We start from the raw sequence: 25,066 nt of genomic DNA on the forward strand, positions 1-25,066 counted from the left end.
TCTCTATTTCTCTATCGCATTTACAAGCTACCCTTAATATCATTTTATTTCCGAAAAATTCCATTACATCACCGTCTTTTCTTTCGTGGCAGACTTTACAATAGGCGTGTCCATCTTTGATGTATTCTTTTTCAGAATCATAGGCAAATTCTACATCCTCTATCATCATTTTTTCCAATTCTCTTTTCATAAATGTTCTCCTTTGTTATATTCTTCCCATGTCGGGACATTTGATGTTTTCGCCTGCTTGCTTTTACCCTGATCTTTATAAAACCAAGAAAGGATCGTCGCTTTATGGTCTTTATAGATCTTTCCGGTACTCTTGATATATGCAGATAAGCGTTCAATGTAATTATCAAGCTGTGCATTTAGTTTGATTTGTAAATCAGAAATATCTTCATCAGTTAAAAATACATTTTGAAATGTTCCAAGTCCGTTTTCGCAAAAACTATATTCTCTCTTACTATACTTACTCTTATTATTCTCTATATAGTTAGAGTCAACATTTTTAACTTCCTGAAGTTCATTTTCTTTACTTCTGAGGTCAACATCTTTTACTTCTGAAGTAAAGTTTTTTGACTTCTGAAAGTCATTTCCTTTTGCTTGAAATACACTCATAAAGTCTTTTACATAAATGATATTAGGTTTTCCAAGTCCAAGCCTTACTCTTTCAATCAGTCCGATTCCTTTTTTACTGTCTAACTCATCCAATGTTTTTATGGCTGTCGGCTTTGAGATATTTCTTCTTCTCATAATTTCTTCAACGGTAAAATAGATAAATACTCTATTTTCTTTGTCTATCCAGTTATTCTTAAAAGATATTCCCGTTCGTTTTAGAAGCATGGAATAAAGGATAATTGCTTCCGCTGACAAACCCTTAAATTCTTCTCCATCAACTAATATCTCCGGAACTTTAAGAAAATTAAATCTCTCTGCTTCTCTGTTATAGAAATAGTCAAAGTCCATACAGGATCACCTCCCTCCTTAAAAATTTGCAAAGAAAAAGACGATAGTTTTTTATCTATCGCCTTTGGTAACCATTTTTATGAAATTTTTTAGATTGATTTTATTGCTTCATTGATTCCCTGAAGGAACGCTATAACAGCTGCTCCAACCATAGGTATTCCATAAGGACTTAACAAAAATCCTAATACTAATGCCTCAATGCCAAGTGATATATCTTTTTGCATAAATGATCCTATTGCAGCAACTATACACATCAGCATTAAGAAATACAGAATAGTTGTTCCTATGCCAAGTATAAATGTCAGAAAGGCTGTGAGGATACTCAGCAGCAAGCTGATTGGAAACAAGATTATTTTTATTATCCAGCTAATCATTTCTTATTCCTCACTTTCCAGTTCATTCTTTGTATCTCCACACACCATATCAATGCAAACATAAACATCAATATAATTTTTTAGGACTTTTTTTCTTCCTCCATCGCCATCTTCATTAAAGACATAATGCTTGTAAAACTGCTTAAAATGCAGGATTTTCACGATTTCACTCTTTGTATCAACGCTATGCACTCCACATGACTTGAGTGGGCAAACATGTCTATGGGCATTACTTTTTCTACTTTATATTTTTCTTTTAATATTTTTAAATCTCTTGCTTGGGTTGATGGGTTACATGATATATAGCTTATTTTTTCTGGTTCAAGTTTTAAGAGCCTTTCTAAGACTGTTTTTTCTACTCCGCTTCTTGGCGGGTCAAGTATGACTTTGTTATAGACTTTTTCTTCTGTTATTTTGTCTATTATGTTTTCTACTTTTCCTGATATGAATCTTGCGTTTTTTATTTGATTTTCTTCGGCGTTTTTTCTTGCGTCTTCTACTGCTTCTTCTACTTGTTCTACTCCTAATACTTCTTCTACTTTGTCTGCAAGGCTTAGACTTATGGTTCCTATGCCTGAATATAGGTCAAGGACTTTATCTTTTTTTTCTAAGTTGAGATTTTCGATTGCTTTTTTATACAAGTTCTCTACTTGTCTTGGATTTACTTGAAAAAAGCTTTGGGGTGAAAGCTGATATTTTATGTTAAATATTTTGTCTTCCAGACTTTTTTGTCCATATATGTGTTTGAATTTTTGTCCGTAGTGATATTTTAATGATTTGTTTATGTTTTCATAAATGCTTACCACGTTTAATTCCAAGAGTTCATTTATTATATTGTTGAGTTTTTTTATGGGACTATCTGCTACCATTATGACCATTGCTTGGTTTTTGTAGTTTGTTCTTATGCCCAGGGTTTTTATGTTTGTAGTTTTTGCAAATTTTTGGAAAATTTTGAGTATGTCGTTTCCTATTTCTTTTTGTATTATGCATTTTTTTATTTCTACTATTTTTTTTGTTTTTCCTGAGTAGAGTCCGATTTTCCCATCTTCTATTTTAAATTGCATGTTGTTTCTGTAGTGAAGGTTGTCTTCCATGCCCAATATTTCTTCTATTTCCGTCTCTATTTTCCCTATTCTTAAGAGATTATTTCTTACTTTTTCTCTTTTCCATTCAAGTTCTTTTTTATAGTCGGTTTCCATTAGAGGACATCCACCACATTCTTTGCTGTAGGGACAGGGACTTTTTACACGAAAAATAGAGGGCTTTATTATTTTATTTATTTGCCCTCTTTTTATTTTTCCTGAGTTTATTATTTTATAGTCTACTAGGTCTTCTATGACTCCTCCGTCTAAAAAAACTGGTTCTTCTTCTTTTACTAATCCAAAGCCCTTGTGGTCATAGTCAATTATTTTTCCTATCAATCTCTTAATACCACCTTTTCAGGATATAAGTCTACAAATTCATTTTTATAAAGATGTCCCAAGGCTCTTTTAAATGCGGATTTTGATAAGCCTGTGATTTTTTTTATTTCTTCTGAGTCTGACTTGTCTCCTAAGTTTAAAGTTCCGCCATTTTCTTTTATGAGTTTTAATATTTCGTCTGCGTCTGCTCCTATTTGCTTATAGGCTTTTTCTCTTATGGTAAGGGTAATTTTTTTATCTCTTAGTATTCTTTGTACCCTTGCTTCTATAGTGTCTCCTACCCTGTAGGCGCCCTTTAATTCTTCTTGAGGTATAAACCCATCATATTTATTTTCTATGGCTACAAAAGCCCCTAGGCCTCTCTCAAGGGCATATATTGTTCCCTCTACCATGTCGTTTACTTTATAATGATCGTTTCTTAAAAGGTGTTCTCCAAGTTTCATTGTTATACATAGGCGGTCTCTGTCAACGTACATATAGAAAAGGTATTTTTCTCCTACTCTTATTCTACCCATTACTTCTTTGTAAGGAAGAAATATATCTTTTTCAAGTCCCATGTCTGCAAAATATCCTACTTTTGATTTTGCAACTATTTCCAGTTCTTTTATCTGACCTACTTCTATTTTTGTTTGTCTTTTTGTTGCTATAAGTCTGTCTTTTGAGTCTTTGTAAATAAATACATTTACTTGATCATTTTCTTTTAAATCTTCTGTTTCTTTTTTAGGCAGCAATACTTCTTCTTGTCCGTCGCTTAAGTAGGCTCCCTGTTCTTTTATTCTTGTTACTTTTAAGTTTTGTCTTTGACCTAATTTCATTTTTCCTCCATTTTTTCCACAATTTTGCTCCCGTAGGAAAAGGTGTTTTCTTTATAATATTCCATGGCTGCAAAATATAAGTCCATAGGTTTAAGTACAAGTAAGCTGTAATAGGTAAAATCCGGAAATGTTCCGTATTCATATATAAGTTCAATTAAGGCTTCTTTTTGACTTAAGTCAAAATACCTGCTCAAAAGTATGGCAAATTTTACTGTTTCTACTTGCCTTGCTTGTCTTAATAAGTTTGTTGCAAGACCCGAAAGTCTGTTTTCATCAAAATAATCTTCTCTAAAAACATGGTATTGAAAACCGTCCATAGTTTCTAAAGCTCTGTGATTTTTAAAAAATTCGTCTATTTTTTTTAAGGAATCTTCTTTTTTTAAATAGTAATCATCTAAAGCAAGGTTAAGTTCAGTGGTGTTTTTTTGCTCTACTTTTATATTGCCCGTCAGGATTTTATATTCATATTCTCCGTAGTCATATCCCTTATAATCGTTGTTATTTGGAAATTTTAATTTATAATCTTCTGCATTTTCTGCAGCTTTAAGCTCGTAGTAAATTGACGGAAGTTCTGTATTCTTTTTTAATTTTTTAAAAATTTTAAACATTTTTCCTCCGCCTATATTTTATCATATTATTGAAACTTAAAAAACTTCCACATTGCTGAGGAAGTTTTAATGTTTTATTTATTTTTTTTGTTTTCCAAGGATGCTTTTACAAATCCTTTAAATAAGGGGTGGGGATTGTTTGGTCTTGATTTAAATTCTGGATGGAATTGACAAGCCACATAATACGGGTGGTCTTTAAGTTCAATTATTTCCACTAAATCTAAATCTTCATTAATTCCACTGAAAACAACTCCGGCTCTACGCATTTCTCCTTTATATTTATTGTTAAATTCATATCTGTGTCTATGTCTTTCTAAAATTTTTTCTTCTTTATAAAGTTGTCTTGCTTTTGTGCCTTCTTCAGTTACACAAGGGTAGTTTCCCAGTCTCATGGTACCGCCTAAGTTTTCCAAATTTTTTTGTGAGTCCATTAAATCTATTATTGGATAGGGTGTTCCTGCGTCAACTTCTGTTGTATGTGCATCTCTAAAGCCAAGAGCATTTCTTGCAATTTCTATTAGAGCAATTTGCATTCCCAAACAAATTCCGAAATAAGGTATCTTTTTATCTCTCGCATATTTACTTGCAATCATCATGCCTTCCAAGCCTCTTGAACCGAAACCGCCCGGCACAATTATACCATCAACATTTTTAAAGAATTCTTCTGCATTTTCTTCTGTAATGTCTTCTGAGTTTATCCATTTAATATGAACATTTGCTCCCATATCCCAGCCTGCATCTAAGAGGGCTTGGTTTACTGAAAGATAAGCGTCATGTAAGGCTACATATTTTCCTACAAGGGCAATATTTACATCCTTGTCGCTCTTTTTAAATCTTTCAACCATCTTGCCCCAATCGCCATTTGATTCTGGTTGCTTAGTTAGGTCCAATTTTCTTAAAATGTATTGGTCAAGACCGTTTTGATGAAATACCAGGGGCACTTCATAAATTAAATCAACATTTTCTGATTGAACTATTGCTTCTACGGGAACATCGCAAAATAGGGAAATTTTCTTTTTTATGGAATCTGTTATTTCTCCGTCGCTTCTCACTATTATTACGTTTGTTTTTATTCCGTTACTCATAAGCTCTTTAAAAGAGTGTTGGGTAGGTTTTGTTTTAAGTTCATCTGAACCTGGTATTTGGGGAACTAAGACTGTGTGGACAAATAATACATCTTCTTTTTTATTTTCCGCATGAATTTGTCTTATGGCTTCTAAAAATGGTAAAGATTCTATATCTCCTACGGTTCCTCCAATTTCAGTTATTACTATGTCTGCTCCCGATTCTTTTGCTGCCTTATAAACGGAATTTTTAATTTCATCTGTTATGTGGGGGATTACTTGAACTGTATGGCCTTCATAATCTCCACGTCTTTCTTTTTCAATTACCTTTGAATAAACTTTTCCCGTTGTTATACTTGCTCTTTTTGTAAGTTCTTCATCAATAAATCTTTCATAGTGTCCAAGATCAAGGTCTGTTTCTGCTCCGTCTTTTGTTACGAAAACTTCTCCATGTTGATAGGGACTCATTGTTCCCGGATCAATGTTTATATAGGGATCGAACTTTTGCATAAAAACTGAAAGTCCCCTATCTTTTAACAATCTTCCTATGCTTGCGGCACTTATTCCCTTTCCGATTCCCGAAACAACACCGCCTGTTACAAAAATAAATTTAGCCATTTTTACTCCTTAATTTAATGAATTGAACATATCTTCGTAGCTTGGAAGAGTCCAATTTTTCCTACTCACTTCTTCTTCTAAATTATCACATATTTCTCTAACTCTTCTCAAACTTTTTACAATATTTTCTTCTAAAAATTTTGCTCTTTTGAAAATATCTTTTATAGTTTCAGAATGTTTATAATCACTTGTCAAAATTTCCATTTCTGAAAATAATCTAAGTAACAGTTCATTTAATTTATCAAGTCTCTTTTTTAAATATGGATTATCAAGACCTGATAGGGCTTCCTTAGTATCTTTTATTTCTGCTAAAACTGCTGGCATTACATCTTTTTTTACCATATGAATCATAGTTCTTGCTTCAAGAGAATGATATTTTACTAAATCCTCAAATTGTACTTCATAAATTGCCTTAATTTCTTTTTCGGAAAGTATTCCTGATTCTAAGAAAAGTCTTTGGCAGCCATCTTCTTTAGCTCCTACTAGGGCGTCAAAAAGTCTTTTATAATCTTTAAGGCCCCTTTTCTTTGCTTCTTCTTTCCAAGAATCGCCATAATTATCTCCACCATATACTAGTCTACCATGGTCATGAATAATTTGGCTTACAATTTTTAAAGCTTCTTCCTTTAAATCTTTTTCTTCAACTTTTTCCAATTTATCTGCCATTTTTCTTAAGGAAAGGCCTATTGCACAATTTAAAATTATATTAATATCAGCAGGAGTTTTGGAAGAGCCCAGCATTCTAAATTCAAACTTATTACCTGTAAAGGCTATGGGAGATGTACGATTTCTGTCTGATGCGTCCACTTGAACTTCTCCCAAGGCATAAACTTTCATTTTATCTTTTTTCTCCTTTAGGGGAGTTTTATAAGCTATGGAATTAAAAAGTTCTTCCAAATCTTTACCTAAGAATATAGAAAGTATTGCAGGAGGTGCTTCATTTCCTCCCAGCCTATAATCATTTGAAGGACTTGATGAACAGATTCTTAAAAGGGCACTATAATTATCCGTCGCTTCTATTAAAGCTGAAACAAACAAGAGGAATATATAATTTTCTCTTGGATTTTTCCCTGGATCAAAACAATTTAAACCGTAGTTTGTGGTTATGGAATAATTATTGTGTTTTCCGCTTCCATTTACCCCCTCAAAGGGCTTTTCGTGTAAAAGGCATACCATACCATTCTCAAGAGCTGTTTGCTTTAAAATGTTCATAATGAGAAGATTGTCATCAACTGCTATATGGACATTTTCAAAAAGACTTGCAAGTTCAAATTGACATGGGGCAGCTTCATTGTGTTCTGTCTTTCCATAGATTCCAAGGGCCCACAATTTTTCATTTACTTCTTCAAAAAATTTTTGAACTCTCTTTGGTATAACTCCAAAGTAATGATCGTCTTGCTCCTGCATTTTAGGAGCTTTTGCTCCCATTATAGTCCTGCCTGAAGTTTTTAAATCACTTCTTTTTTCATAAAGGTTTTTATCTATTAAGAAAAATTCCTGTTCCAGTCCAACTTTAACTCTCATTCTGTAACAGTACTTATTTTTTTCAAATAAATTTACAAGCCTTGAACCTTCTTTAGATAAAATATTTACTGATTTTAAAAGAGGAAATCTCTTATCTAAAACTTCTCCATTATAGGAAACAAAAATTGAAGGTATGTACAAAACCTTATCAATTATAAAAGAATTTGCCGAAGGATCCCAATAAGTATAACCTCTTGCTTCAAAGGTAGATCTCATTCCTCCTGATGGAAAACTTGATGCGTCAGGCTCGCTTTTTAAAAGTTCCTTGCCTGAAAATTTATAAATGGGTTCTTGATTTATATTTCTGTCTAAAAAGGCTTCTTGTTTTTTTGCAGTTTGTCCGTTTAAAGGTTGAAACCAGTGGCTATAATGAGTTGCACCTTTTTTTATTGCCCAATTTTTCATATCATGGGCTATGGCTTCTGCTGTTTCAATATCTAAATCTTCTTTTAACCTTACCGCTTCTTTCCATTTTGTGTAGACGGATTCAGATAAAGTTTCTTTCATCATTTTTTTATTAAATGTGTGTATACCGAATTTTTCCATTTTGCCTCCAAAAAAATAAAAAAATTGGCAAAAAATATTTTGCCAATATGAAAAAAAACTATGGTGTTTTCTTTTATTTTATTTTTTATCTTCTTTTATGTCAATAGGTTTTATCTTAATAGAAAAAATTATTTTATTTTTTATAAGTTAAACCTAAGTTTGGATCTGCAAAAGTATTTTTATCATAATTTCCAGACTTATACAAGAAATATCCAGCAGACGCGATCATTGCTCCATTATCCGTACACAATATTCTTTCTGGATAAAAAACTTTTACATTTTCTTCCTTTGCTCTTTCTTCCATTGCATCTCTAAGACCTTGATTTGCTGCAACTCCTCCTGCAATTATTATTTTATTTAATTTTTTTTCTTTTAATAATCTAAAGGACTTTCCAACAAGGACATCTGTTACAGCTTTTTGAAAAGATGCTGCCAGGTCTTCATTTTTATAACTTATATTTTTTTGATCACAATGGTGTAAAAAGTTTATTACTGCTGTTTTAAGGCCTGAAAAAGAAAAATTATAATTATCCTCTTTAAGCATAACTCTTGGAAAATCATAAATATCTTTTCCTTCCCTTGCAAGTTTATCTATAATTGGTCCTCCAGGATAGCCAAGACCTAAAACTCTTGCCACTTTATCAAAGGCTTCTCCTGCCGCATCGTCCACTGTAGTTCCAATTAATTCAAAGTCAACATAATCCTTTACATGAATTAAATATGTGTGACCTCCTGAAACTATAAGGCCTATAAAGGGCGGTTTTAAATCTTTATTTGTAATATAATTTGCACATACATGGCCTATTATATGATTTACCCCTATAAAGGGTTTATTTAAAGAATATGCAAAAGTTTTTCCTGCACTTAAACCTACTAAAAGGGCCCCTATAAGTCCCGGTCCTCTTGTTGCCGCAACTAAATCCACGTCTTCAAATTCAAGTCCAGCTTCTTCAAAGGCTTCTTTTATTACTTGTGAAATAACTTCTATGTGCTGTCTTGATGCAATTTCCGGAACTACTCCTCCGAATTTTTTATGAGTGTCTATTTGTGATGCTATTACATTTGATAAAATTTCTTTTCCATCTTTTACAAGGGCAACGGAAGTTTCATCACAAGAAGATTCTATTCCCAGTGTTATCATTTTCTCCTCCACATTATTAGGGCATCTTTTCCCCTGCCATAATAATTTTTTCTTATTCCTTCTTCTACAAAGCCGAGTTTTTTATATAAGTGAATGGCATTTGCATTTTTAACTCTGACTTCTAAAGTTACATCTAAATTTTTTTCATCTGCAATTTTTAAAATTTGTCCTAAAAGTTTTTTTCCATAACCTAAGTTTCTATAAATACTTTCTAAGGCTATGGTTCCTATGTGAATTTCATCATATAGGGTCATACCTATTACATAGCCGAATACTTTTTCGTTTTCTATAACAAAAACTTCATTCAGGGGATTTTCTATTTCTAAAATAAGGGTATTTAAAGACCAGGGATCAGGAAAGGATTCTCTTTCTATTCTTAAAATTTCTTCTGCGTCTTTACTTGTCGCTTTTCTTACTTTTACCATATTCCCTTTCCGCTTGTGATACATTTAAATAATTTGGTAGAGCTGTATAAAAATTGTCCTCTCCCTTTTCTTTATATTTTTCCAAAGCCAATTTACATAAATCTGTTGGTAAAATTTGACTTGTCTTATAGGGCTTTTGCAATTTTTCTCCTATAAATTTTGCACTTTCGCCAACAAAATATGCATCTTCAAAAAATTTTTCAGCATCTTCAATATTTTCAAGACAATCTTCTTTTATAACTTTTAATTTTTCCTTGTTTGAATAAATTCCATAATAAATTCTATTTCTCTTAGCATCAATTACAGGTACGATTTTTTCAAAACCCTTAAAATTTTCAGCATAAGCTCCAAGGGAAGAAACTGTTACCATAGGTTTATTTAAGGTTTGAGCAAAAGTTTTTATAACTGCAAGACCTATTCTAAGTCCTGTCCAAGATCCTGGTCCTATGCCAACTGCAAATAAATCTATATCACTTATTTTTAAATTTTGTTTTTTCAAAATATCATCTATCATTTCATTTAAAGATTCTGAATGGTAGACTGAACCTGTTAAGGTATAATTTCCAAGAGGCAAGTCATCTTTTAAAAGGCCAACTGCACTTGTTTTTGATGATGTATCTATTCCTAAAATCAACATGAAAAAATTACCCCCAATATTTCTTCAGACCTTTCACCCTTAGCTTCAATATCAAATTCTCTTTCATTTTCAGAAATTCTTTTTATTCTTATTTCAAGCCTGTCTTCAGGAAGGAGATCTTCTATTTTATCTGCCCATTCAATTACACATGCTCCATCTTCTGAAAAAAAATATTCATCAAAACCCAAATAGTCGCTTTGACACTGATCAAGTCTATAAACGTCAAAATGATATAAGTTTACCTTAGAATAATACTCCCTGATCAAAGTAAATGTTGCTGAACTTACTTGATCTTTTATTCCCATACCCTTGGCTATTGCTTGAGTAAGGGTAGTTTTTCCTGTGCCTAAATCTCCTATTAGGCAAATAATATCTCCAGGTTTTAAGATAAAACCTATTTTTTCTCCAAGTTTTTTTGTATCATCTAAACTTTTTGAAATTAATTTCATACTTCCTCCAAATAAAAAGAGATACCAACTTTTAGTTTGCATCTCTAAAAATAATTTCACCCTTGTTAATAGAATCAATTATAGCAAGAGATAAAAGGTCATATCCCTCTTCTCTTAATTTATCTCCGCCCTTTTGAAATCCCTTTTCCACTGCAACGCTAAGACCACAAATTTCAGCATCAGCTTGTTTTGCAATATTTATTAAGCCTCTTAAGGCTTGTCCTTCTGCCAAAAAGTCATCAATAATTAAAATCCTGTCATTTTTATCTAAATATTTTTTTGATACTGCAACCCTATATTCCTTGCTACTTGTGTAAGATTTAACTTCAGCTGTATATAAATCAGTTCCTATATTTTTATGCTTTTCCTTTTTTGCAAATATTACCGGGACTCCTCCGAAATTTTGAGATGCAAGTGTTGCAAGAGCTATTCCGGAAGCTTCTATAGTCAATATTTTATTTATTTTTCTATCTTTAAAATGTTCATAGATTTCTCGCCCAAGTTCTTCCAAAAACTTTATATCCAGTTGGTGGTTTAAAAAAGAGTCAACTTTTACTATGTTGCCCGGTAAAATCCGACCATCTTTTTTTATTCTTTCTTCAAGTAATTTCAAATTTTACTCCTTGTTTGCTATTTCTAAAAGTGAATTCTTTAAATCACTTTCGAGTTTTATCATTTCCTCTTGAGCTGTTTGACGTCTTTTGTGTCCTTCTATTTGAATGTTTCTCACTTCATTTAAGGCTGAAATAAGTTGTTCGTTTGTGTGTTTTAAAGTTTCTATGTCAACAATACTTCTTTCAGATTCTTTTGCAGTTTCAACTGTAGCCATTTTTAAATTATCTGCATTTCTTCTTAAAAGCTCATTTGTAAGATTTGTAACTTCTTTTTGAGCCTTAGTTGCTTGACCTGTGTGAACTGCTGAAAGAGCAAGAACCATTTGAGACTTCCAAAGAGGAATTGTGTTTACAATTGTAGATTGAATTTTTTCAACCATAACAGTGTTGCTTGCTTGGATCATTCTTATTTGAGGTGCCATTTGAAGGGATACAGTCCTTGTTAAATCAAGGTCGTGAAGTTTTTTCTCAAACCTGTTTATAGCACTCATATAATCGTTTACTTCTTGAGCATCTGTTGGCAAGTTGGAGTTTGCTGCATTTTCTTTAAGCTTTGGCAATTCAACATTTCTTGCACTTTTTAATTTTTCATTACCTGCTTCAATATACATGGTCAACTCTTTGTAATAGCTTTGATTTAAATCATACATTTGATCAAGAGTTGCTATATCTTTCATAAGAGTAACTTGATGGTCTTCTAATACTTTGGAAATTTTATCTACATTTGTTTCTGCCTTGTCATACTTTGTTTTTAGATTTTGAACCTTATTTACACTTTTTTTAAATAGGGCCTTTATGCCCTTTTCATTTTCGTCAACGTCAAAGTTTTTAAGCTCGGACACTACATTGGAAAGAAGATCTCCTACTTGACCTAAATCCTTTGTTTTTACTGAATTTAAAGTTTTTTCAGAAAAGCCTGCAATTTTATTTTGTGCTCCGGCTCCATATTGAAGTATCATGCCTGTGTCATGTAAATTGATTTTTTTTGAAAATTCATCTACTTGTTTTTGTTCTTCTTCAGATAATTTTAATTTAACTAAATCAACTTTTTCCAATTCCTTGTTTTCTTTTACTTCTTCAGTTTGTCCATCAAGAGTAAGTTTAATTTCTCTTTCCATGTTTCCTCCTATTTAAAATCATCTTCCAGCAAGCCTTCTTGTTTAAGCATCATTTTTAAAACTGATATATCGGTGTTTACTTCCATGGCTACATCTCCATAGAGTTCATTTAACAGTTTTTTAAAGGCTCCATTTATTGTATCTATGCTTTTTTCTATTTCTTCCATGGCATTTTGAGCATTGTCTCCCGGTTCATAAATAAGGGAAAGTTCTTCATACCTTTTTAAAAGAGATACTGTTGTTGGTAAATAATAGTCCATAAATTTATTTAATTCATCAGCCTTGCCGGGATTTTTCTTTAAGTTATTAAATATACTTTTAACTATTGCAAGTAAGTTTCTAACTTTTCCATTTAGGGGTTCGCTGATTTTATCCACCAGTTCAGTTATTTCAGTTACATAACTTTTACCCAGATTTATCGTTTCTTTAACCCTATCATAATCATCTATAAGTTCTTTTGCTTCATCTTTTTTAGGAAATTTATTTTTATAGTCATTTTTATAAATTTTAAAGGTTTCATTGTCTAAAACCAGAATTGACTCATCTTCCACAAGTCTTGCTTCTTTAAAATAGTCTTTTTTTATAAAAGCTTTTAAATCTTTAAGAGCTATTTCAGGTTCAACTCCTGCTCCAAGAGCTAAATCTTCCACTGTTGACACAGTTGAATCGCCAAAGATTCTTATATATTTTTGATATCTTGTCATTTGCTTTAAAAGTCTTGAGCCTAACCTATCTACAAGAAAACTTAGACCTCCTATAATTATTGCAATAAGAGAAACATCAAAACTTCCCTCTAAAAATCCTCCAATTGCACTAATTATAGAAATTGAAAGAGCCGAAAGGCCTAAAACTCTTAAGAGAACTCCAAAGGCGTTTTGAGAAGGCTTTTGCATTACAAGATCATTGCGTTTTGCTGGCGGAATTTTTTTAATTGTTCCATAATTTTTAAATATGTTTGAGATTCCGCTTCTGACTCCTTCTATTGCCCTATCTACAGATTCTTGTATAGTGTTTGAAAGGTCGCTGTAGTCTCCATTTTCTAATTTATTTGAAACTCTATTTAATAAATCTTTTTCAGATTGATTTTTTTCTTTATTTCTTTTTTCTGCATCTTCAATTATGTCTTTTATAGAAATCTTATATTTTTTCATAAAATCACCAATTACATTTTATCACAAAGAATTTTCCCCTTCATTTACAATTTTATAAAAAAACCTTAAATTTTCTTTATTTATGCTATAATTTTTTAAAGGAGGTAGTTATGAAAGCCTATAAATTTGAAATGACCCTTAGAGATTCAAATCCACTTTTTAAAAATATTTTTTTCTGTCCCTGCAATATAAGTTTTAGAGATTTCGCAAATGTTATTACAAGAACTTTAATGTGGCTTGGAGATAGAGAAAAAAGTTTCTATATTGAAGGGCCTGATAATTTTGAAATTATTGATATGGATAATATGAATAAGACTATGGGGATTAATTTTAAAACTTTGGATGAGTCCATTGTTTCCGATTTTTTAGATAAAAATGACAAGTTTGTATTTTTATATGGAGATCCGACACCTTTTATTTTTGATTTAAAGGTCCTCGATATTGATTATGATGGAAAAAATTATCCTTTTTTAATTGAAGCTTCTAATGAACACATAATTGAAACTTCTAATGGCCTTTTAGATTATTATAAATTTTTAAAAAATAATGATTTAGATAATTCTTCCAAAACTTTTATTAATAAGAATTTTTCCCTTGAAGAAATTAATGATGAACTAAGCGATTTTCAATTTGAAGAATAAAAATAAAAATCGAAGTAAAAAAAATACTTCGATTTTTTTATTTTTATAAAATTTTATATAAATCACTTAAATTTATATTTTCTCTTTTGCAATAGTCGTCTAAATCTTCTATGATTTCCTTTACACCGTAGGGATTCATAAAATTGTAAGTGCCTATTTGAACTAATTTTGCTCCTGCCATTATAAATTCTATTACATCTTTATAATTTGTTATTCCTCCCATGCCTATTACGGGAATTTTTACTGCATGAGCTGCTTGGTGAACCATTCTCAGGGCTATTGGTTTTATTGCAGGTCCTGAAAGTCCAGCATAGGTGTTTTCAAAAACAGGTCTTTTGTTTTTAATGTCTATTGCCATGGCAAGAAAGGTATTTACAAGACTTATGCCGTCTGCTCCTGCTTCTTCAACTGCTTTTGCAATTTCTGAAATATCTCTTGCATTTGGAGAAAGTTTTACAACTATTTTATGCTTTGAAACTTTTTTTACTTTTCTTGTAACTTCTGCAGCACTTTGTGGATCAACTCCGAAAACCATGCCCCCTTCTTTTACGTTGGGACAGGATATGTTCAGTTCTATTAAGTCTATTTTTGATTCATTTAATAGTTCTGCTCCCCTAACATAGTCATCTAAAGAATTTCCTCCTAAATTTATTAAAACTTTAGGTCCAAGGGAAATTATTGAATCCATACCTTCTTTTATAAAATTTTTAACTCCTGGATTTTCCAGTCCTATGGAATTCATTAAACCTGAAGGTGTTTCCCAGAGTCTTGTACCTTTATTTCCCTCTTTTGGAATATAAGTAAGACCTTTTGAAGAAATTCCTCCTATTAAATCTATAGGATAGTAATCTTTGTAGTCAGTGCCATATCCATAGGTTCCTGATGCTCCTATTAGAGGATTTTTAAATTTTATTCCTAAATATTCAGTTTCAAGTCTATTCATAGACATCACTTCCTAAAAATATGGGTCCATCTTTGCAGCAACGTTTATTCCTATTTTTTGTCTTTACTGTGCATCCTAAACAAGCTCCCACGCCACATGCCATTCTTTTATCCAAGGAAACATAAGATTTTATATTTTTATCTTTGCAAATTAAGGCTACTTTTTCCATCATAGGGTCCGGTCCGCAGGCGTAGACAAGTTTATGTTTTTCAAATTCAATTATATCTGTTATATAACCTCCGAATTTTACTTTTACGTCTAGTCCCAAGTTTTTTAGGTTTAAAAATAATTTATCTATTTGAGTTTCTCCATTTAAACCTATATATAAGCTTACTTTTGCCTGTGGATTTTTTTCCTTTATTTTTTTTGCAAGGTAATACATGGGAGCTATGCCCACTCCGCCTCCAACTAAGGCAACTTCATCCACGTCAGTATTAAAACTATTGCCGTAGGGTCCGTATAATTTTATAGAATCGCCTTTTTTAACGGTTCTAAGTAAACTTGTGCCTTCTCCCAGCTCTTCTATTAAAAAAATCAGCACCTTGAGAAAAGTCAAATATTGAAATTGGCCTGGAAAGAGTTGGGTAATTTTCCCAACTCCTTAACATAAAAAATTGTCCAGGCAGAACTTTTTCTTTAAAATCAGTTTTTATTAAAAAATATCTTTTGTCTATATCTATTTTCTCTAAAACCTTCATTTGACACCTACAGCTCTTCAAAAGTGTTTAAAGAGTCACAGTATTCACATCTATATTCCTTAGTTTCAGGATTTGTTAAATAAAATTTGTGATGTTCAACTTTTTGGTCGTTAGTTATGCATCTTGGGTTCTTGCATTTTAAAATTCCTTCAACTTCTTCAGGAAGTTCCATTCTTATTTTTTTAATTCTGTTTCCATCTTCAATGAAGTTTACAGTTGTATGAGGGGCAATAAGACCTAAAACTGCAAAATCCAAATCAAAATCAGTTTCAATTTTAATCAAATCTTTTCTTCCAAGAGATGATGATGGAATGTTTTGCATTAGAACTACAGGTTCTTTTAAAGTATCAAGTTTCAATGCCTTATATAGTTTATATCCGTCTCCATGAACTATATGGTCAAGAACTATTCCTTTTTTTATTTTAGATACGTTAATCATTTTAAGCCTCCTCTAAGCCAAGTAGGGTCATTATAAGAGCCATTCTTACATACATTCCGAATCCTGCTTGTTTAAAATAAACTGCTCTTTCATCGTCATCTACATCTGTTGCAATCTCATTTACTCTTGGAAGGGGATGCATTACTATCATATCTGCTTTTGCTTGTTTTAATTTTTCTTTATCTAAGATGAAGAAATCTTTAAGTCTTACATATTCTTCTTCTGATACAAATCTTTCTCTTTGAACTCTACTCATATAAAGTATGTCAAGATCTGGAATGGATCCTTCTAAATCTGAAGTTTCTCTATAGGATTCTTTAGGAAGCTCATCTAAAAATACTTTAGGCATTTTTAATTCTTCTGGAGAAATAAATACAAATTTTACATTTTCATATCTGTTCATTGCTCTTACAAGAGAGTGTATGGTTCTTCCAAATTTTAAATCTCCACAAACTCCTATTGTTAAATTGTTGAAGCGTTTTTTATAGTGCCTTATTGTAAGTAAGTCTGTCAATGTTTGAGTTGGGTGGTTGTGTGCTCCATCCCCTGCATTTATAAGGGGCATTCTTGTTAAATATTTTGTTGCAAGAAGGGCTGCTCCATCTTTAGGGTGTCTCATTGCAACTATATCTGCATAATTTTCTACAGTTCTTAAAGTGTCTACCAAAGATTCTCCCTTTGATGTGGATGACACTTTTGCGTCTGCAAATCCTACTACTCCTCCTCCAAGTCTTGTCATAGCCGTTTCAAAGGATAATCTTGTCCTTGTTGAAGGCTCAAAAAAAAGACTGGCTAATACATATCCTTTACAAACATCCCTATATTTTTTGGGGTCTTGGATAATAGCATCAGCCAGATCAAATAACTTGTCTAATTCTTCAGTTGTAAAATCTCGAGGTTCAATTAAATTTCTTACCATGTCTTCCTCCTTTTTATTCTCAATAATGTTACACTTAAAAACTTATTTTGTCAAATGTTTTTATGTAAAAAAAGGCCCAAAATTTTTGAGCCTTATTTTCCAACTGTATAAACTTGCATTGTAACCGTAGGGTCTTTTTGTAAAAGATTTTCCGGAAAGTCTTGTAATTTTTTTCTTGCCTGACTTCTATAAGGTATTATTACATTAACTTCAACTCCACTTTGAAGCCTATCTTCAAACTCTCCCATAACCTTATCTGTGTTTATGTCTTTTCTTTCAAGATTTAGTCCCCAATAGGCAAGATAAGCTATTTCTCCATAGGTCATATCACTTTCAACATATTGATCAGCCAAGTCCAAAAGCTTTGGCACCATTAAAATGGTAGAAGGTTTTTTTAAGTCTGAAAATACCTTCATTAAAAAATTTTGTTGAGCGTTTATTCTTCCAAGGTCTGAATCTCTATAGGCTTTTCTTGCTCTTAAATAGGCAACTGCTCCTTGACCGTCTAAGTGATTTATTCCAGGATATAGGTCTATTTTTAAAGGTGGGTAAATCCAATCATCTTTATAGTGGTATTCTTTATGTTCCCAATTAATGTCCACCCCTCCCATGGCATCTACAAGACCTGCTATCATATCATAATTAACTACAACATAGTGATCTATATAGGTATCCATAAAATTTTCTACTGTCTTAACTGCAAGGGGAACATCTCCTATAGAATAGGCATCGTTTATTTTTCTTTCTCCGACTTTTGGAATTTGCACCCATGAATCTCTTGGGATTGATAAGATTTGAGCTTTTTTATGTTCATTATCAAGGGTAACAAGCATAATTGTATCTGATTGCCCTCTCTCTTTGCTATCTGGATGAGCAAGGGTTGATGTGGATGTTGCACCTAAAACTAAAATATTTATTTTTTCTTTTTCGTTAAAGACATTAGTCTTTCTTATTTGGTCTTTATTTTCATTGGTTCTTCTACCAAGTTTATCTTGACCTATTCTATTTGATGATGGTTTTGTTGCATATAAAAATACAAGGACAAAAATCATCATACACATTAATAAAAATCCTAAGATTTTTGCAAAAGTCTTCATGTTCACCTCAATAGCTTTAATAAATATAAAATTATTATCCCCGGAAGTCCAAGAGCTCCCACAATAAAAGCATGGATAGGATTTATGATAATTTCAAATTGAGTTTGAGATAAAAAAATATTTAAAATATATATGACAAGTCCTCCAGCTAAGGTATTTAAAATTATTTTGATTACAGCTTTTATAGATTTAAAAATCATTATTGCAAAAAAAATTGCAATAGCTCCTCCTATAAAATAACTTAAAGTCATATATTCACCTCGAATAATAATTATATCAAAAATTTTTTAATCTTTCACCTTGCAATTTAGAATTTATTAAGAGCTTGCTATATTTACATTTTATTTTTTCTAATTTTATGCAAAAAAATTTCTATAGCAAAAACTATAGAAATTCTTTTATTTTTTTATTTCCAAGGTTTTTTTTAGGATCTCAACAATCTGGTCTAAGGTAAATTTAGATGAACTTAAACATAAATCATAAGAATTTATATTTCCCCAATCTCCTTTTGCAAATCTGTTAAAATGATTTTGTCTTCTTGTGTCAATTTTTTTCATTTTTATTGGAGCCTTATCTTCTTTATCCTTATAAACTTCTACAAGTCTTTTTAACCTATCTTCATAATTTGCTCCTATAAAAACTGAAAGTGCTTCTGTATCTCTTAAAACATATCCTGCACATTTTCCAATGATTACACAGCCGCCTTTTTTCCCTATATCTCTTATAGTTTTAGATTCTGCTAAAAATCTGGCATCTGTGGTTGTAAAGCCCTCCTGAGAATAGGAATAATTTTCTCTGTAAAGGTCATAAATTGTTCCTTGTAAAAATGAATCGTCTTTAGATACATTATGAGGATCAACTTGTCCCTCCATAGTTTTAAGCTCTATTATGTTTTCGTCATAAAAGTCTAAGCCTAAATCTTCTGCAAGTTTTTTTCCTATTTCATAGCCGCCGCTTCCATATTCTCTGTCTATGCAAATTATATATTTGTTTTTTGTTTTATTTTTAAATATTTTCGAAAAAATTGAAGTTTTATTTTCCATATCTTTCTCCTCACTTATATTATAAGCATTTTAAACAAATTAATCTTAAATAAGTTCTAAGATAAGTCTAAGTATTTTAAAAATTATCCTTATGTTTTTATAAAAAAAACGTGGATTTCCCACGTTTTAATTTCCTTTTATTTTGTTCAATATTCTTCTGAAAAAGCTTTCTTTTTTTTCTTCTATTTTTATATCTTCCACTTCTTTCTTTTTATAATAATCAATAAAATATTTTTGGCAATCTAAACTTCCATCTTCTTTTATTTTATAATATTTCCCATCAGGACCCATTCTTCTTCCTTGCAAATCATCTTCCCATTGAGTATCCATGTAATGTAAAATCTCCGCTCTTATTGCTCTATCTCTTATGGGGCTTGCTATTTCAACTCTTCTTTCCATGTTTCTTGTCATTAGATCTGCTGATGAAATATATATTTGCTGATCTTCATTTTGACCGAAAATATATACTCTTGGGTGTTCCAAAAATCTTCCTACTATGCTTCTTATTTCTATATTTTCTGTATTATCCTTTACACCAGGAAGCAGACAGGAAATCCCTCTTATTATTAATTTTATTTGCACTCCCTTTTCTGAAGCATCTCTTAATTTTTTTATTAAATCATAGTCTGTTAGGGAGTTCATTTTTAAAAATATATATCCTTCCTTGCCTTTTTTCATTTCTCTCTCTATAAGTTCCAATATCTTTTCTTTTATAGCAAAGGGAGATTGAAGGATTTTTTCATAGGAGCCGTTTACAATTCCAGTGCATACATTAAAGAAAAATTCTGTTGCATCTTGTCCTATCATAGGATCAGCAGTAATAAATGAAAAGTCCGTATATTGTTTTGCAGTTTTTTCGTTATAGTTTCCAGTTCCTATTTGTGTTATATTTTCTATTTCATTGTTTTGTCTATAGGTTATAAGGCATATTTTTGAATGAACTTTAAATTGGTCAAAGCCATATACTATGTTACAACCTGCATCGTACAAAATTTGTGCATAGTCAAGATTTTGCTTTTCATCAAATCTTGCTTTAAGCTCCATTAAAACCGTAACGTTTTTTCCGTTTTCCGCAGCTTTGCACAAATATTCCACAAGTTTTGAATTTTTTGCCAATCTGTAGATTGTTATTTTTATGGAGATTACGTCTTTTGTTTCTGCCGCTTCTTTTATTAAGTTTACGAATATGTCCATACTTTCATAGGGGTAGGCAAATAAATAATCTTTTTTTTCTATTGCTTTTATTATGGATCCACCTTTTATTTGGGATTCTCTTTCTGGGCTAAAGGCGGAATATAAAATTTCTTCTATGTTTTGAAGTTTTTCCCCTTCAAGATCAAAGGCATAGTCCATGTGAATTGGAGAATTTACAACATATATTTGCTCTTCACTTATTATAAGTTTTTCCATGAAAAATTTTTTCATTGAGTCACTCAAAGGACGATCACTTTCAAGTCTTACGGGATTTAATCTGTTTCTCTTTTTTAAAATTTTTTTCATGTAACTTTTATAATCTATACTGTCTTCTGCTGCTTCATCGTCGGCAGATAAGTCGGAATTTCTTGTTACATTTATTATTGCCGTATCTGTTATTTTATAGCCTTTAAAAATTGATTTTGCATATTTATGAAGTATGTTTTCCATTAAAACATAAGTAAATTTTCCCCTTTTTCCAGGTAGCCTTATATATTTAGGCATTGCTTGAGGGGTTATTACAAGACCATAAGATTTTTCTCCTTTTTGGTCAATCTCCACTGCTATATAGGGTCTGTCATTTTCAAGAAAAGGAAAGGGATTATGAAAATCTACTATCTGAGGTGAAAGGATAGGTTTTATAAATTTTTAAAAAATTTTTACATATTTATTTTCTTCATCGTCAAGTTCTTCGATTTTTAGATTTCTTATGCCTTTTCTTCTTAAGTTTTTTTCTACTTCTGAATAAATCTCATCTTTTTTCTTATAGAGTCTTTTTACATCTTTGTAAATTAATTTTAACTGTTCCTCTGGAGTCATCTTTGTTTTATTGTCAATGTAGTCTCCTTTTATAAGAGCATAATCGCTTAATCTTCCTACTCTGACCATAAAATATTCTGTCAAATTACTTGTAAATATTGCTATAAATTTTAATTTTTCAAGGGCGGGAGTCAAATCTGAATTTGCTTCTTCTAAAACTCTTTCATTAAACCTAAGCCAAGATAATTCTCGACTTTGCATATATATTTTTGCTCCCCTTCTTGTTAATTTTTCTTCTTTATCTGTAATATATACTTCTTCATTTTCTTCTATTTTTTCATCTTTATTTGAAGAGTCTATTTTTTCTTTTTCTTCTATTTTTTCATCTTTATTTGAAGTTTCTATCTTTTTCTTTTCTTCTACTTTTTCAGTTTCCATTTCAAATATCCCTCTCTAACTCCGTTATCACTAACAAAAATCCTATTCACTTTAAACTTTTTCATTATTTCTATAAGGGCAATTAAGCCTGGTGTCAAAGTATGAACTCTTGAAGGACAAATTTTTAATATCAGGTCTATGATTTCAGGATTTTTTTCTAAAATTTTCTTTTTTATTTTTTTTAAATCTTTTTTACTTACTACATTTTCTATATAGGTCTCAGGATATAATTCTGAAATTAAGTTTCTGCAAGCTCTTATAGTGCCTCCCACTCCCACCATGCTTTTACAGTTTTTTTCTCTTTCTACTTTGTCTAATTTTTTATTTATATGATATTTTATTAATTGTGCCTCGGTTTTTTTCGGTAATATATCTTTTACAAATTTTGAATAGAGAGATAGAGATCCTTCATCAAGACTTTTTTCACTTTTTATTTTTCCTCCGTCATATACGGTTATTTCCGTTGAACCTCCTCCAATATCAATGGTTACTCCTTTTTCAAGGTTAAATAAATCCATCGCACCTAAATAACCAAGATAGGCCTCATCTTCTCCACTTATAAGATCGATTTCTATATTTGTTTTTTCTTTAACTTCTTTTAAAATATTTTCCCTATTGCTCACATTTCTAAGAGATGCAGTGGCAAATACATAAACTGTGTCTGCCTTAAAGTGTTTTAAAATTCTGTTAAAGGAATTTAATGTTTTTACAAGTTTATCTATTCCCTTTCTTGTCATTTCTCCATGAATCATATAACTTGCAAGACCTGCTACAACTTTTTTGTTCATTATATTTACAGGTTCATCATCTTTATTTAAGTCATATATTGTTAGCCTTATTGTATTGGATCCTATATCAACCAGTGCATATTTCATAAAACTCTCCTAATCTTTTTTCATATAATATATTATATTAAGTTTATTTTGTTTTTGTAAATTTTGTGTAATTTATAGGGAGAAAAATTCTTTAAAAACTTTAAACATATATTCTAAATCTTTTATTGCCATTAATTCTCTCACTGAATGCATAGCAAGCATTGGGCAACCTACATCAACTGTTCTTACGTTTATTCTTCTTGAGGTTATAGGTCCTATGGTAGTCCCTCCTCTTAAATCACTTCTATTGTAAAAAGTTTGAACCGGCACTTTGGCTCTTGCACATAAGTCTTTAAAAATTGCACCGCTTATACTGTCACTTGCATAAGATTTATTTGCCGCATATTTTATAACTGGTCCACCACCTAATAAAGGAATATTTGTAGGATCTGTTTTTTCTTTAAAATTGGGATGAATTCCGTGGGCCATGTCCGATGAAATCATAAAGGAATTTTCAAGATTTTTTAAATAATCTTCTCTATTCATTTTTAAACCGCTCACTATTCTTTCAAGGCTTGTTTCTATAAAAGAGCTGTCGGCTCCCATTTTTGTTCCCGAACCTACTTCTTCATTATCTGTTGCTATTATTACGTTAATTTCCGTATGATTTTTATTTTCTACTAAACTTTTTAAACTTAAATAGGCACTGGCAAGATTGTCAATTCTGCCTGAGGAAATAAATTCATCATTAAGGCCTAAAATTGAAGCCTTTTGCCTATCGTATAAATATAATTCGTAATCTAAAATCTCTTCTGTTTTTATTTCTAATTTTTTTGAGATTACTTCTTTTATAAAATCTTTCTTTTCATATTTTTTACTATTATCAAGAGCCACAAGAGGCAAGGTATGAATTTGAGGATTTAATTCAAATCCTTTGTTAATGTCTCTATTCATATGAATTGCAAGATTAGGAATTATACAAAGATTTTTTTCAAAATTTATAAGTTGCATTTTAGGATTTAAAGGATCGTCAGATTTTAAAATAACTCTTCCCGCCATGCTTAGGGGCCTATCAAGCCAAGTATTTAAAATTGGTCCTCCATAAACTTCAGTATTAAGGCTCAACATATTTTCTGTTTTTATTAAGGGATTTGATTTTACTTTAAAACCTGGAGAATCTGTGTGAGAGTCTATAATTTTAAAAATCCCCCTCTTTATTTTTCCTATACTGAAGGCAATAATTGCACTATCATTATTTTTTATATAAAATTTTGAATTTTCTCTAAGATTAAAATCTTTCGACAAATCAAGTTCTTCAAAATTATTTTTTATTAAAATTTCTTCCATTGTTTTCACTGCAAAAAAGTTTACAGGACTTTTGTCCATAAAATCTAACATTCCATTTAACAATTTGTTATCCATAATATAAACCTCCATAATTTTATTATAATTCAAACAAAATAAAATATAAAATTCCAAATAAAAAAATTCCTAAAATAAATTTTAGGAATTTAAAAATAATTTTTTAATAAACTAAAAAAAGCTTACAATAACTTTAAAATTACTGTAAGCATGGCGGAGAGGGTGGGATTCGAACCCACGTGGGCTTGCACCCAAACGGTTTTCAAGACCGCCTCGTTATGACCACTTCGATACCTCTCCATTTAATTAAAAAATGGTGACCCATGCGCGATTCGAACGCGCGACACCTTGATTAAAAGTCAAGTGCTCTGCCGACTGAGCTAATGGGTCATATTATATTAAATTATTGGCTGGGGCGGCAGGACTCGAACCTACGAAATGCCAGAGTCAAAGTCTGGTGCCTTACCGACTTGGCTACGCCCCAATATGTTTTGGTGCAGCTAGGAGGATTCGAACCCCCGGCACACGGATTAGAAGTCCGTTGCTCTATCCTACTGAGCTATAGCTGCATATTTGGAGCGGGTGAAGGGAATCGGACCCTCGCAACCAGCTTGGAAGGCTGGGGCTCTACCACTGAGCTACACCCGCACAACTATAGATTATACAAAATTTTTACATAACTTTCAAGTAAAATTTAAAACTTTTGCTCTAATATGCTGCTTTTTTTATTTTATTGGTGGAGGAGAGTGGATTTGAACCACTGAAAGCGATGCTAACGGATTTACAGTCCGTCCCCTTTGGCCAACTTGGGTACTCCTCCATATGAAAAAATAATGGAGCTGGTGGGAGGACTTGAACCCCTAACCTACTGATTACAAGTCAGTTGCTCTACCAATTGAGCTACACCAGCAAGTTCCATTCTCTTTTCTTTGGCGACCTGGATCGGGCTCGAACCGACGACCTCCAGCGTGACAGGCTGGCATTCTAACCAGCTGAACTACCAGGCCATTTTGGTGGACACAATAGGGCTCGAACCTATGACCCCCTGCTTGTAAGGCAGGTGCTCTCCCAACTGAGCTATGCGTCCTTATTTGGTGACCCTGTCGGGAATCGAACCCGAGATACCACCGTGAAAGGGTGGTGTCTTAACCGCTTGACCACAGGGCCTTATGGTAGCGGGAGAAGGATTCGAACCTTCGACCTTCGGGTTATGAGCCCGACGAGCTACCAAACTGCTCCATCCCGCA

At 31.8% G+C, this 25,066-nt stretch carries 27 protein-coding genes, 11 tRNA genes and 1 pseudogene; 1 reads left to right on the top strand and 38 read right to left on the bottom strand.

All coding sequences use genetic code 11. The features are described 5' to 3' along the window. The 16 genes and pseudogenes from HMPREF1253_RS00845 to HMPREF1253_RS00915 form a co-directional block, all read right to left on the bottom strand. Nucleotides 1-190, bottom strand: a pseudogene (locus HMPREF1253_RS00845) (nucleoside triphosphate hydrolase); the annotation flags it as partial. Then, nucleotides 187-966: a replication initiator protein A gene (locus HMPREF1253_RS00850; RefSeq protein ID WP_023054879.1), complete on the bottom strand. Its 780-nt coding sequence runs from the start codon at nucleotides 964-966 to the stop codon at nucleotides 187-189. The gene HMPREF1253_RS00850 and the pseudogene HMPREF1253_RS00845, both read right to left, overlap by 4 nt. 89 nt (nucleotides 967-1,055) lie before the next feature. After that, complete coding sequence (locus tag HMPREF1253_RS00855; RefSeq protein ID WP_155803715.1) at nucleotides 1,056-1,337, bottom strand: CD1845 family protein; 282 nt, start codon at nucleotides 1,335-1,337, stop codon at nucleotides 1,056-1,058. Between the two features lie 6 nt (nucleotides 1,338-1,343). Continuing rightward, nucleotides 1,344-1,502 carry a hypothetical protein gene (locus tag HMPREF1253_RS10210; RefSeq protein ID WP_000697422.1) on the bottom strand — a complete coding sequence of 53 codons (159 nt, stop codon included), beginning with the start codon at nucleotides 1,500-1,502 and terminating at the stop codon, nucleotides 1,344-1,346. Further along, on the bottom strand, nucleotides 1,499-2,761 hold the full coding sequence (gene rlmD, locus HMPREF1253_RS00860) for a 23S rRNA (uracil(1939)-C(5))-methyltransferase RlmD (RefSeq protein WP_023054885.1): 1,263 nt from the start codon (nucleotides 2,759-2,761) through the stop codon (nucleotides 1,499-1,501). Before rlmD ends, HMPREF1253_RS10210 begins: the two co-directional genes overlap by 4 nt. Beyond that, nucleotides 2,758-3,576, bottom strand: coding sequence for a S1 RNA-binding domain-containing protein (locus HMPREF1253_RS00865; protein WP_023054898.1), 819 nt, complete (start codon nucleotides 3,574-3,576; stop codon nucleotides 2,758-2,760). Before HMPREF1253_RS00865 ends, rlmD begins: the two co-directional genes overlap by 4 nt. Continuing rightward, nucleotides 3,573-4,184: a hypothetical protein gene (locus tag HMPREF1253_RS00870; protein ID WP_023054892.1), complete on the bottom strand. Its 612-nt coding sequence runs from the start codon at nucleotides 4,182-4,184 to the stop codon at nucleotides 3,573-3,575. Before HMPREF1253_RS00870 ends, HMPREF1253_RS00865 begins: the two co-directional genes overlap by 4 nt. Before the next feature lie 74 nt (nucleotides 4,185-4,258). Next, nucleotides 4,259-5,866 carry a CTP synthase gene (locus tag HMPREF1253_RS00875; RefSeq protein ID WP_023054881.1) on the bottom strand — a complete coding sequence of 536 codons (1,608 nt, stop codon included), beginning with the start codon at nucleotides 5,864-5,866 and terminating at the stop codon, nucleotides 4,259-4,261. A gap of 9 nt (nucleotides 5,867-5,875) precedes the next feature. Beyond that, on the bottom strand, nucleotides 5,876-7,936 hold the full coding sequence (locus HMPREF1253_RS00880; protein WP_023054880.1) for a glutamine synthetase III: 2,061 nt from the start codon (nucleotides 7,934-7,936) through the stop codon (nucleotides 5,876-5,878). Between the two features lie 133 nt (nucleotides 7,937-8,069). Next, the gene (tsaD, locus tag HMPREF1253_RS00885) at nucleotides 8,070-9,077 is read right to left on the bottom strand and encodes a tRNA (adenosine(37)-N6)-threonylcarbamoyltransferase complex transferase subunit TsaD (protein WP_036739046.1); all 1,008 of its coding nucleotides are present in this window, start codon (nucleotides 9,075-9,077) and stop codon (nucleotides 8,070-8,072) included. Then, nucleotides 9,074-9,502, bottom strand: coding sequence for a ribosomal protein S18-alanine N-acetyltransferase (gene rimI, locus HMPREF1253_RS00890; protein ID WP_023054893.1), 429 nt, complete (start codon nucleotides 9,500-9,502; stop codon nucleotides 9,074-9,076). The genes tsaD and rimI overlap by 4 nt, the downstream gene beginning before the upstream one ends. Next, the gene (gene tsaB / locus HMPREF1253_RS00895; protein ID WP_023054902.1) at nucleotides 9,474-10,139 is read right to left on the bottom strand and encodes a tRNA (adenosine(37)-N6)-threonylcarbamoyltransferase complex dimerization subunit type 1 TsaB; all 666 of its coding nucleotides are present in this window, start codon (nucleotides 10,137-10,139) and stop codon (nucleotides 9,474-9,476) included. The genes rimI and tsaB overlap by 29 nt, the downstream gene beginning before the upstream one ends. Next, a complete protein-coding gene (tsaE, locus tag HMPREF1253_RS00900) occupies nucleotides 10,133-10,588 on the bottom strand; it encodes a tRNA (adenosine(37)-N6)-threonylcarbamoyltransferase complex ATPase subunit type 1 TsaE (RefSeq protein WP_023054887.1) in 456 nt (151 codons plus the stop codon). Before tsaE ends, tsaB begins: the two co-directional genes overlap by 7 nt. Nucleotides 10,589-10,619: 31 nt before the next feature. Beyond that, on the bottom strand, nucleotides 10,620-11,201 hold the full coding sequence (locus HMPREF1253_RS00905) for a xanthine phosphoribosyltransferase (protein WP_023054883.1): 582 nt from the start codon (nucleotides 11,199-11,201) through the stop codon (nucleotides 10,620-10,622). Between the two features lie 3 nt (nucleotides 11,202-11,204). Further along, nucleotides 11,205-12,320, bottom strand: coding sequence for a toxic anion resistance protein (locus HMPREF1253_RS00910; RefSeq protein WP_023054884.1), 1,116 nt, complete (start codon nucleotides 12,318-12,320; stop codon nucleotides 11,205-11,207). A gap of 8 nt (nucleotides 12,321-12,328) precedes the next feature. Next, on the bottom strand, nucleotides 12,329-13,471 hold the full coding sequence (locus HMPREF1253_RS00915; RefSeq protein ID WP_023054889.1) for a 5-bromo-4-chloroindolyl phosphate hydrolysis family protein: 1,143 nt from the start codon (nucleotides 13,469-13,471) through the stop codon (nucleotides 12,329-12,331). A 110-nt stretch (nucleotides 13,472-13,581) separates the two neighbouring features. On the opposite strand from HMPREF1253_RS00915, the gene HMPREF1253_RS00920 reads away from it, so the two are divergent. Beyond that, nucleotides 13,582-14,112 (top strand): hypothetical protein, encoded by a 531-nt coding sequence (locus HMPREF1253_RS00920; protein WP_023054903.1) that lies wholly within the window; start codon nucleotides 13,582-13,584, stop codon nucleotides 14,110-14,112. Between the two features lie 43 nt (nucleotides 14,113-14,155). Here the strand turns inward: HMPREF1253_RS00920 and HMPREF1253_RS00925 are convergent, their stop codons facing one another. From HMPREF1253_RS00925 to HMPREF1253_RS01025, 22 genes are all read right to left on the bottom strand, one after another. Continuing rightward, nucleotides 14,156-15,055 (bottom strand): dihydroorotate dehydrogenase, encoded by a 900-nt coding sequence (locus tag HMPREF1253_RS00925; RefSeq protein ID WP_023054878.1) that lies wholly within the window; start codon nucleotides 15,053-15,055, stop codon nucleotides 14,156-14,158. After that, on the bottom strand, nucleotides 15,048-15,596 hold the full coding sequence (locus HMPREF1253_RS00930; protein WP_369758364.1) for a dihydroorotate dehydrogenase electron transfer subunit: 549 nt from the start codon (nucleotides 15,594-15,596) through the stop codon (nucleotides 15,048-15,050). The genes HMPREF1253_RS00925 and HMPREF1253_RS00930 overlap by 8 nt, the downstream gene beginning before the upstream one ends. 164 nt (nucleotides 15,597-15,760) lie before the next feature. Then, entirely contained in the window at nucleotides 15,761-16,192 is a 432-nt protein-coding gene (locus HMPREF1253_RS00935) for an aspartate carbamoyltransferase regulatory subunit (RefSeq protein WP_023054897.1), read from the bottom strand. Between the two features lies 1 nt (nucleotide 16,193). Continuing rightward, nucleotides 16,194-17,111: an aspartate carbamoyltransferase gene (pyrB, locus tag HMPREF1253_RS00940; protein ID WP_023054896.1), complete on the bottom strand. Its 918-nt coding sequence runs from the start codon at nucleotides 17,109-17,111 to the stop codon at nucleotides 16,194-16,196. A 92-nt stretch (nucleotides 17,112-17,203) separates the two neighbouring features. After that, nucleotides 17,204-18,208: an LCP family protein gene (locus HMPREF1253_RS00945; RefSeq protein WP_023054891.1), complete on the bottom strand. Its 1,005-nt coding sequence runs from the start codon at nucleotides 18,206-18,208 to the stop codon at nucleotides 17,204-17,206. A gap of 2 nt (nucleotides 18,209-18,210) precedes the next feature. Beyond that, complete coding sequence (locus tag HMPREF1253_RS00950) at nucleotides 18,211-18,459, bottom strand: pro-sigmaK processing inhibitor BofA family protein (protein ID WP_023054876.1); 249 nt, start codon at nucleotides 18,457-18,459, stop codon at nucleotides 18,211-18,213. Between the two features lie 147 nt (nucleotides 18,460-18,606). Further along, a complete protein-coding gene (locus HMPREF1253_RS00955) occupies nucleotides 18,607-19,251 on the bottom strand; it encodes an AAA family ATPase (RefSeq protein WP_023054882.1) in 645 nt (214 codons plus the stop codon). A 126-nt stretch (nucleotides 19,252-19,377) separates the two neighbouring features. Further along, nucleotides 19,378-21,087, bottom strand: coding sequence for a polyphosphate kinase 1 (gene ppk1, locus HMPREF1253_RS00960; RefSeq protein WP_155803714.1), 1,710 nt, complete (start codon nucleotides 21,085-21,087; stop codon nucleotides 19,378-19,380). 6 nt (nucleotides 21,088-21,093) lie between these two features. Continuing rightward, nucleotides 21,094-21,642 (bottom strand): polyphosphate kinase N-terminal domain protein, encoded by a 549-nt coding sequence (locus tag HMPREF1253_RS10025; protein ID WP_023054888.1) that lies wholly within the window; start codon nucleotides 21,640-21,642, stop codon nucleotides 21,094-21,096. Next, a complete protein-coding gene (locus HMPREF1253_RS00965; protein ID WP_023054895.1) occupies nucleotides 21,624-22,517 on the bottom strand; it encodes a Ppx/GppA phosphatase in 894 nt (297 codons plus the stop codon). Before HMPREF1253_RS00965 ends, HMPREF1253_RS10025 begins: the two co-directional genes overlap by 19 nt. Before the next feature lie 72 nt (nucleotides 22,518-22,589). Then, entirely contained in the window at nucleotides 22,590-23,879 is a 1,290-nt protein-coding gene (locus tag HMPREF1253_RS00970; protein WP_023054894.1) for a M18 family aminopeptidase, read from the bottom strand. Between the two features lie 151 nt (nucleotides 23,880-24,030). Continuing rightward, nucleotides 24,031-24,119 (bottom strand) — tRNA-Ser (locus HMPREF1253_RS00975). Between the two features lie 14 nt (nucleotides 24,120-24,133). Then, nucleotides 24,134-24,209: transfer RNA gene (locus HMPREF1253_RS00980), tRNA-Lys, on the bottom strand. 17 nt (nucleotides 24,210-24,226) lie between these two features. After that, nucleotides 24,227-24,303, bottom strand: a tRNA-Gln gene (locus HMPREF1253_RS00985). 8 nt (nucleotides 24,304-24,311) lie between these two features. Continuing rightward, nucleotides 24,312-24,388 (bottom strand) — tRNA-Arg (locus tag HMPREF1253_RS00990). Between the two features lie 5 nt (nucleotides 24,389-24,393). Beyond that, a tRNA-Gly gene (locus tag HMPREF1253_RS00995) sits at nucleotides 24,394-24,467 on the bottom strand. Between the two features lie 86 nt (nucleotides 24,468-24,553). Continuing rightward, nucleotides 24,554-24,639 (bottom strand) — tRNA-Tyr (locus tag HMPREF1253_RS01000). 14 nt (nucleotides 24,640-24,653) lie between these two features. After that, nucleotides 24,654-24,729 (bottom strand) — tRNA-Thr (locus HMPREF1253_RS01005). Nucleotides 24,730-24,749: 20 nt separating this feature from the next. Beyond that, a tRNA-Asp gene (locus HMPREF1253_RS01010) sits at nucleotides 24,750-24,826 on the bottom strand. Between the two features lie 4 nt (nucleotides 24,827-24,830). After that, nucleotides 24,831-24,906, bottom strand: a tRNA-Val gene (locus HMPREF1253_RS01015). A 5-nt stretch (nucleotides 24,907-24,911) separates the two neighbouring features. Next, nucleotides 24,912-24,986, bottom strand: a tRNA-Glu gene (locus HMPREF1253_RS01020). 3 nt (nucleotides 24,987-24,989) lie between these two features. Next, nucleotides 24,990-25,066, bottom strand: a tRNA-Met gene (locus HMPREF1253_RS01025).

Source organism: Peptoniphilus sp. BV3C26, assembly GCF_000478985.1.
Taxonomy (GTDB): Bacteria; Bacillota; Clostridia; order Tissierellales; family Peptoniphilaceae; genus Peptoniphilus_B; species Peptoniphilus_B koenoeneniae.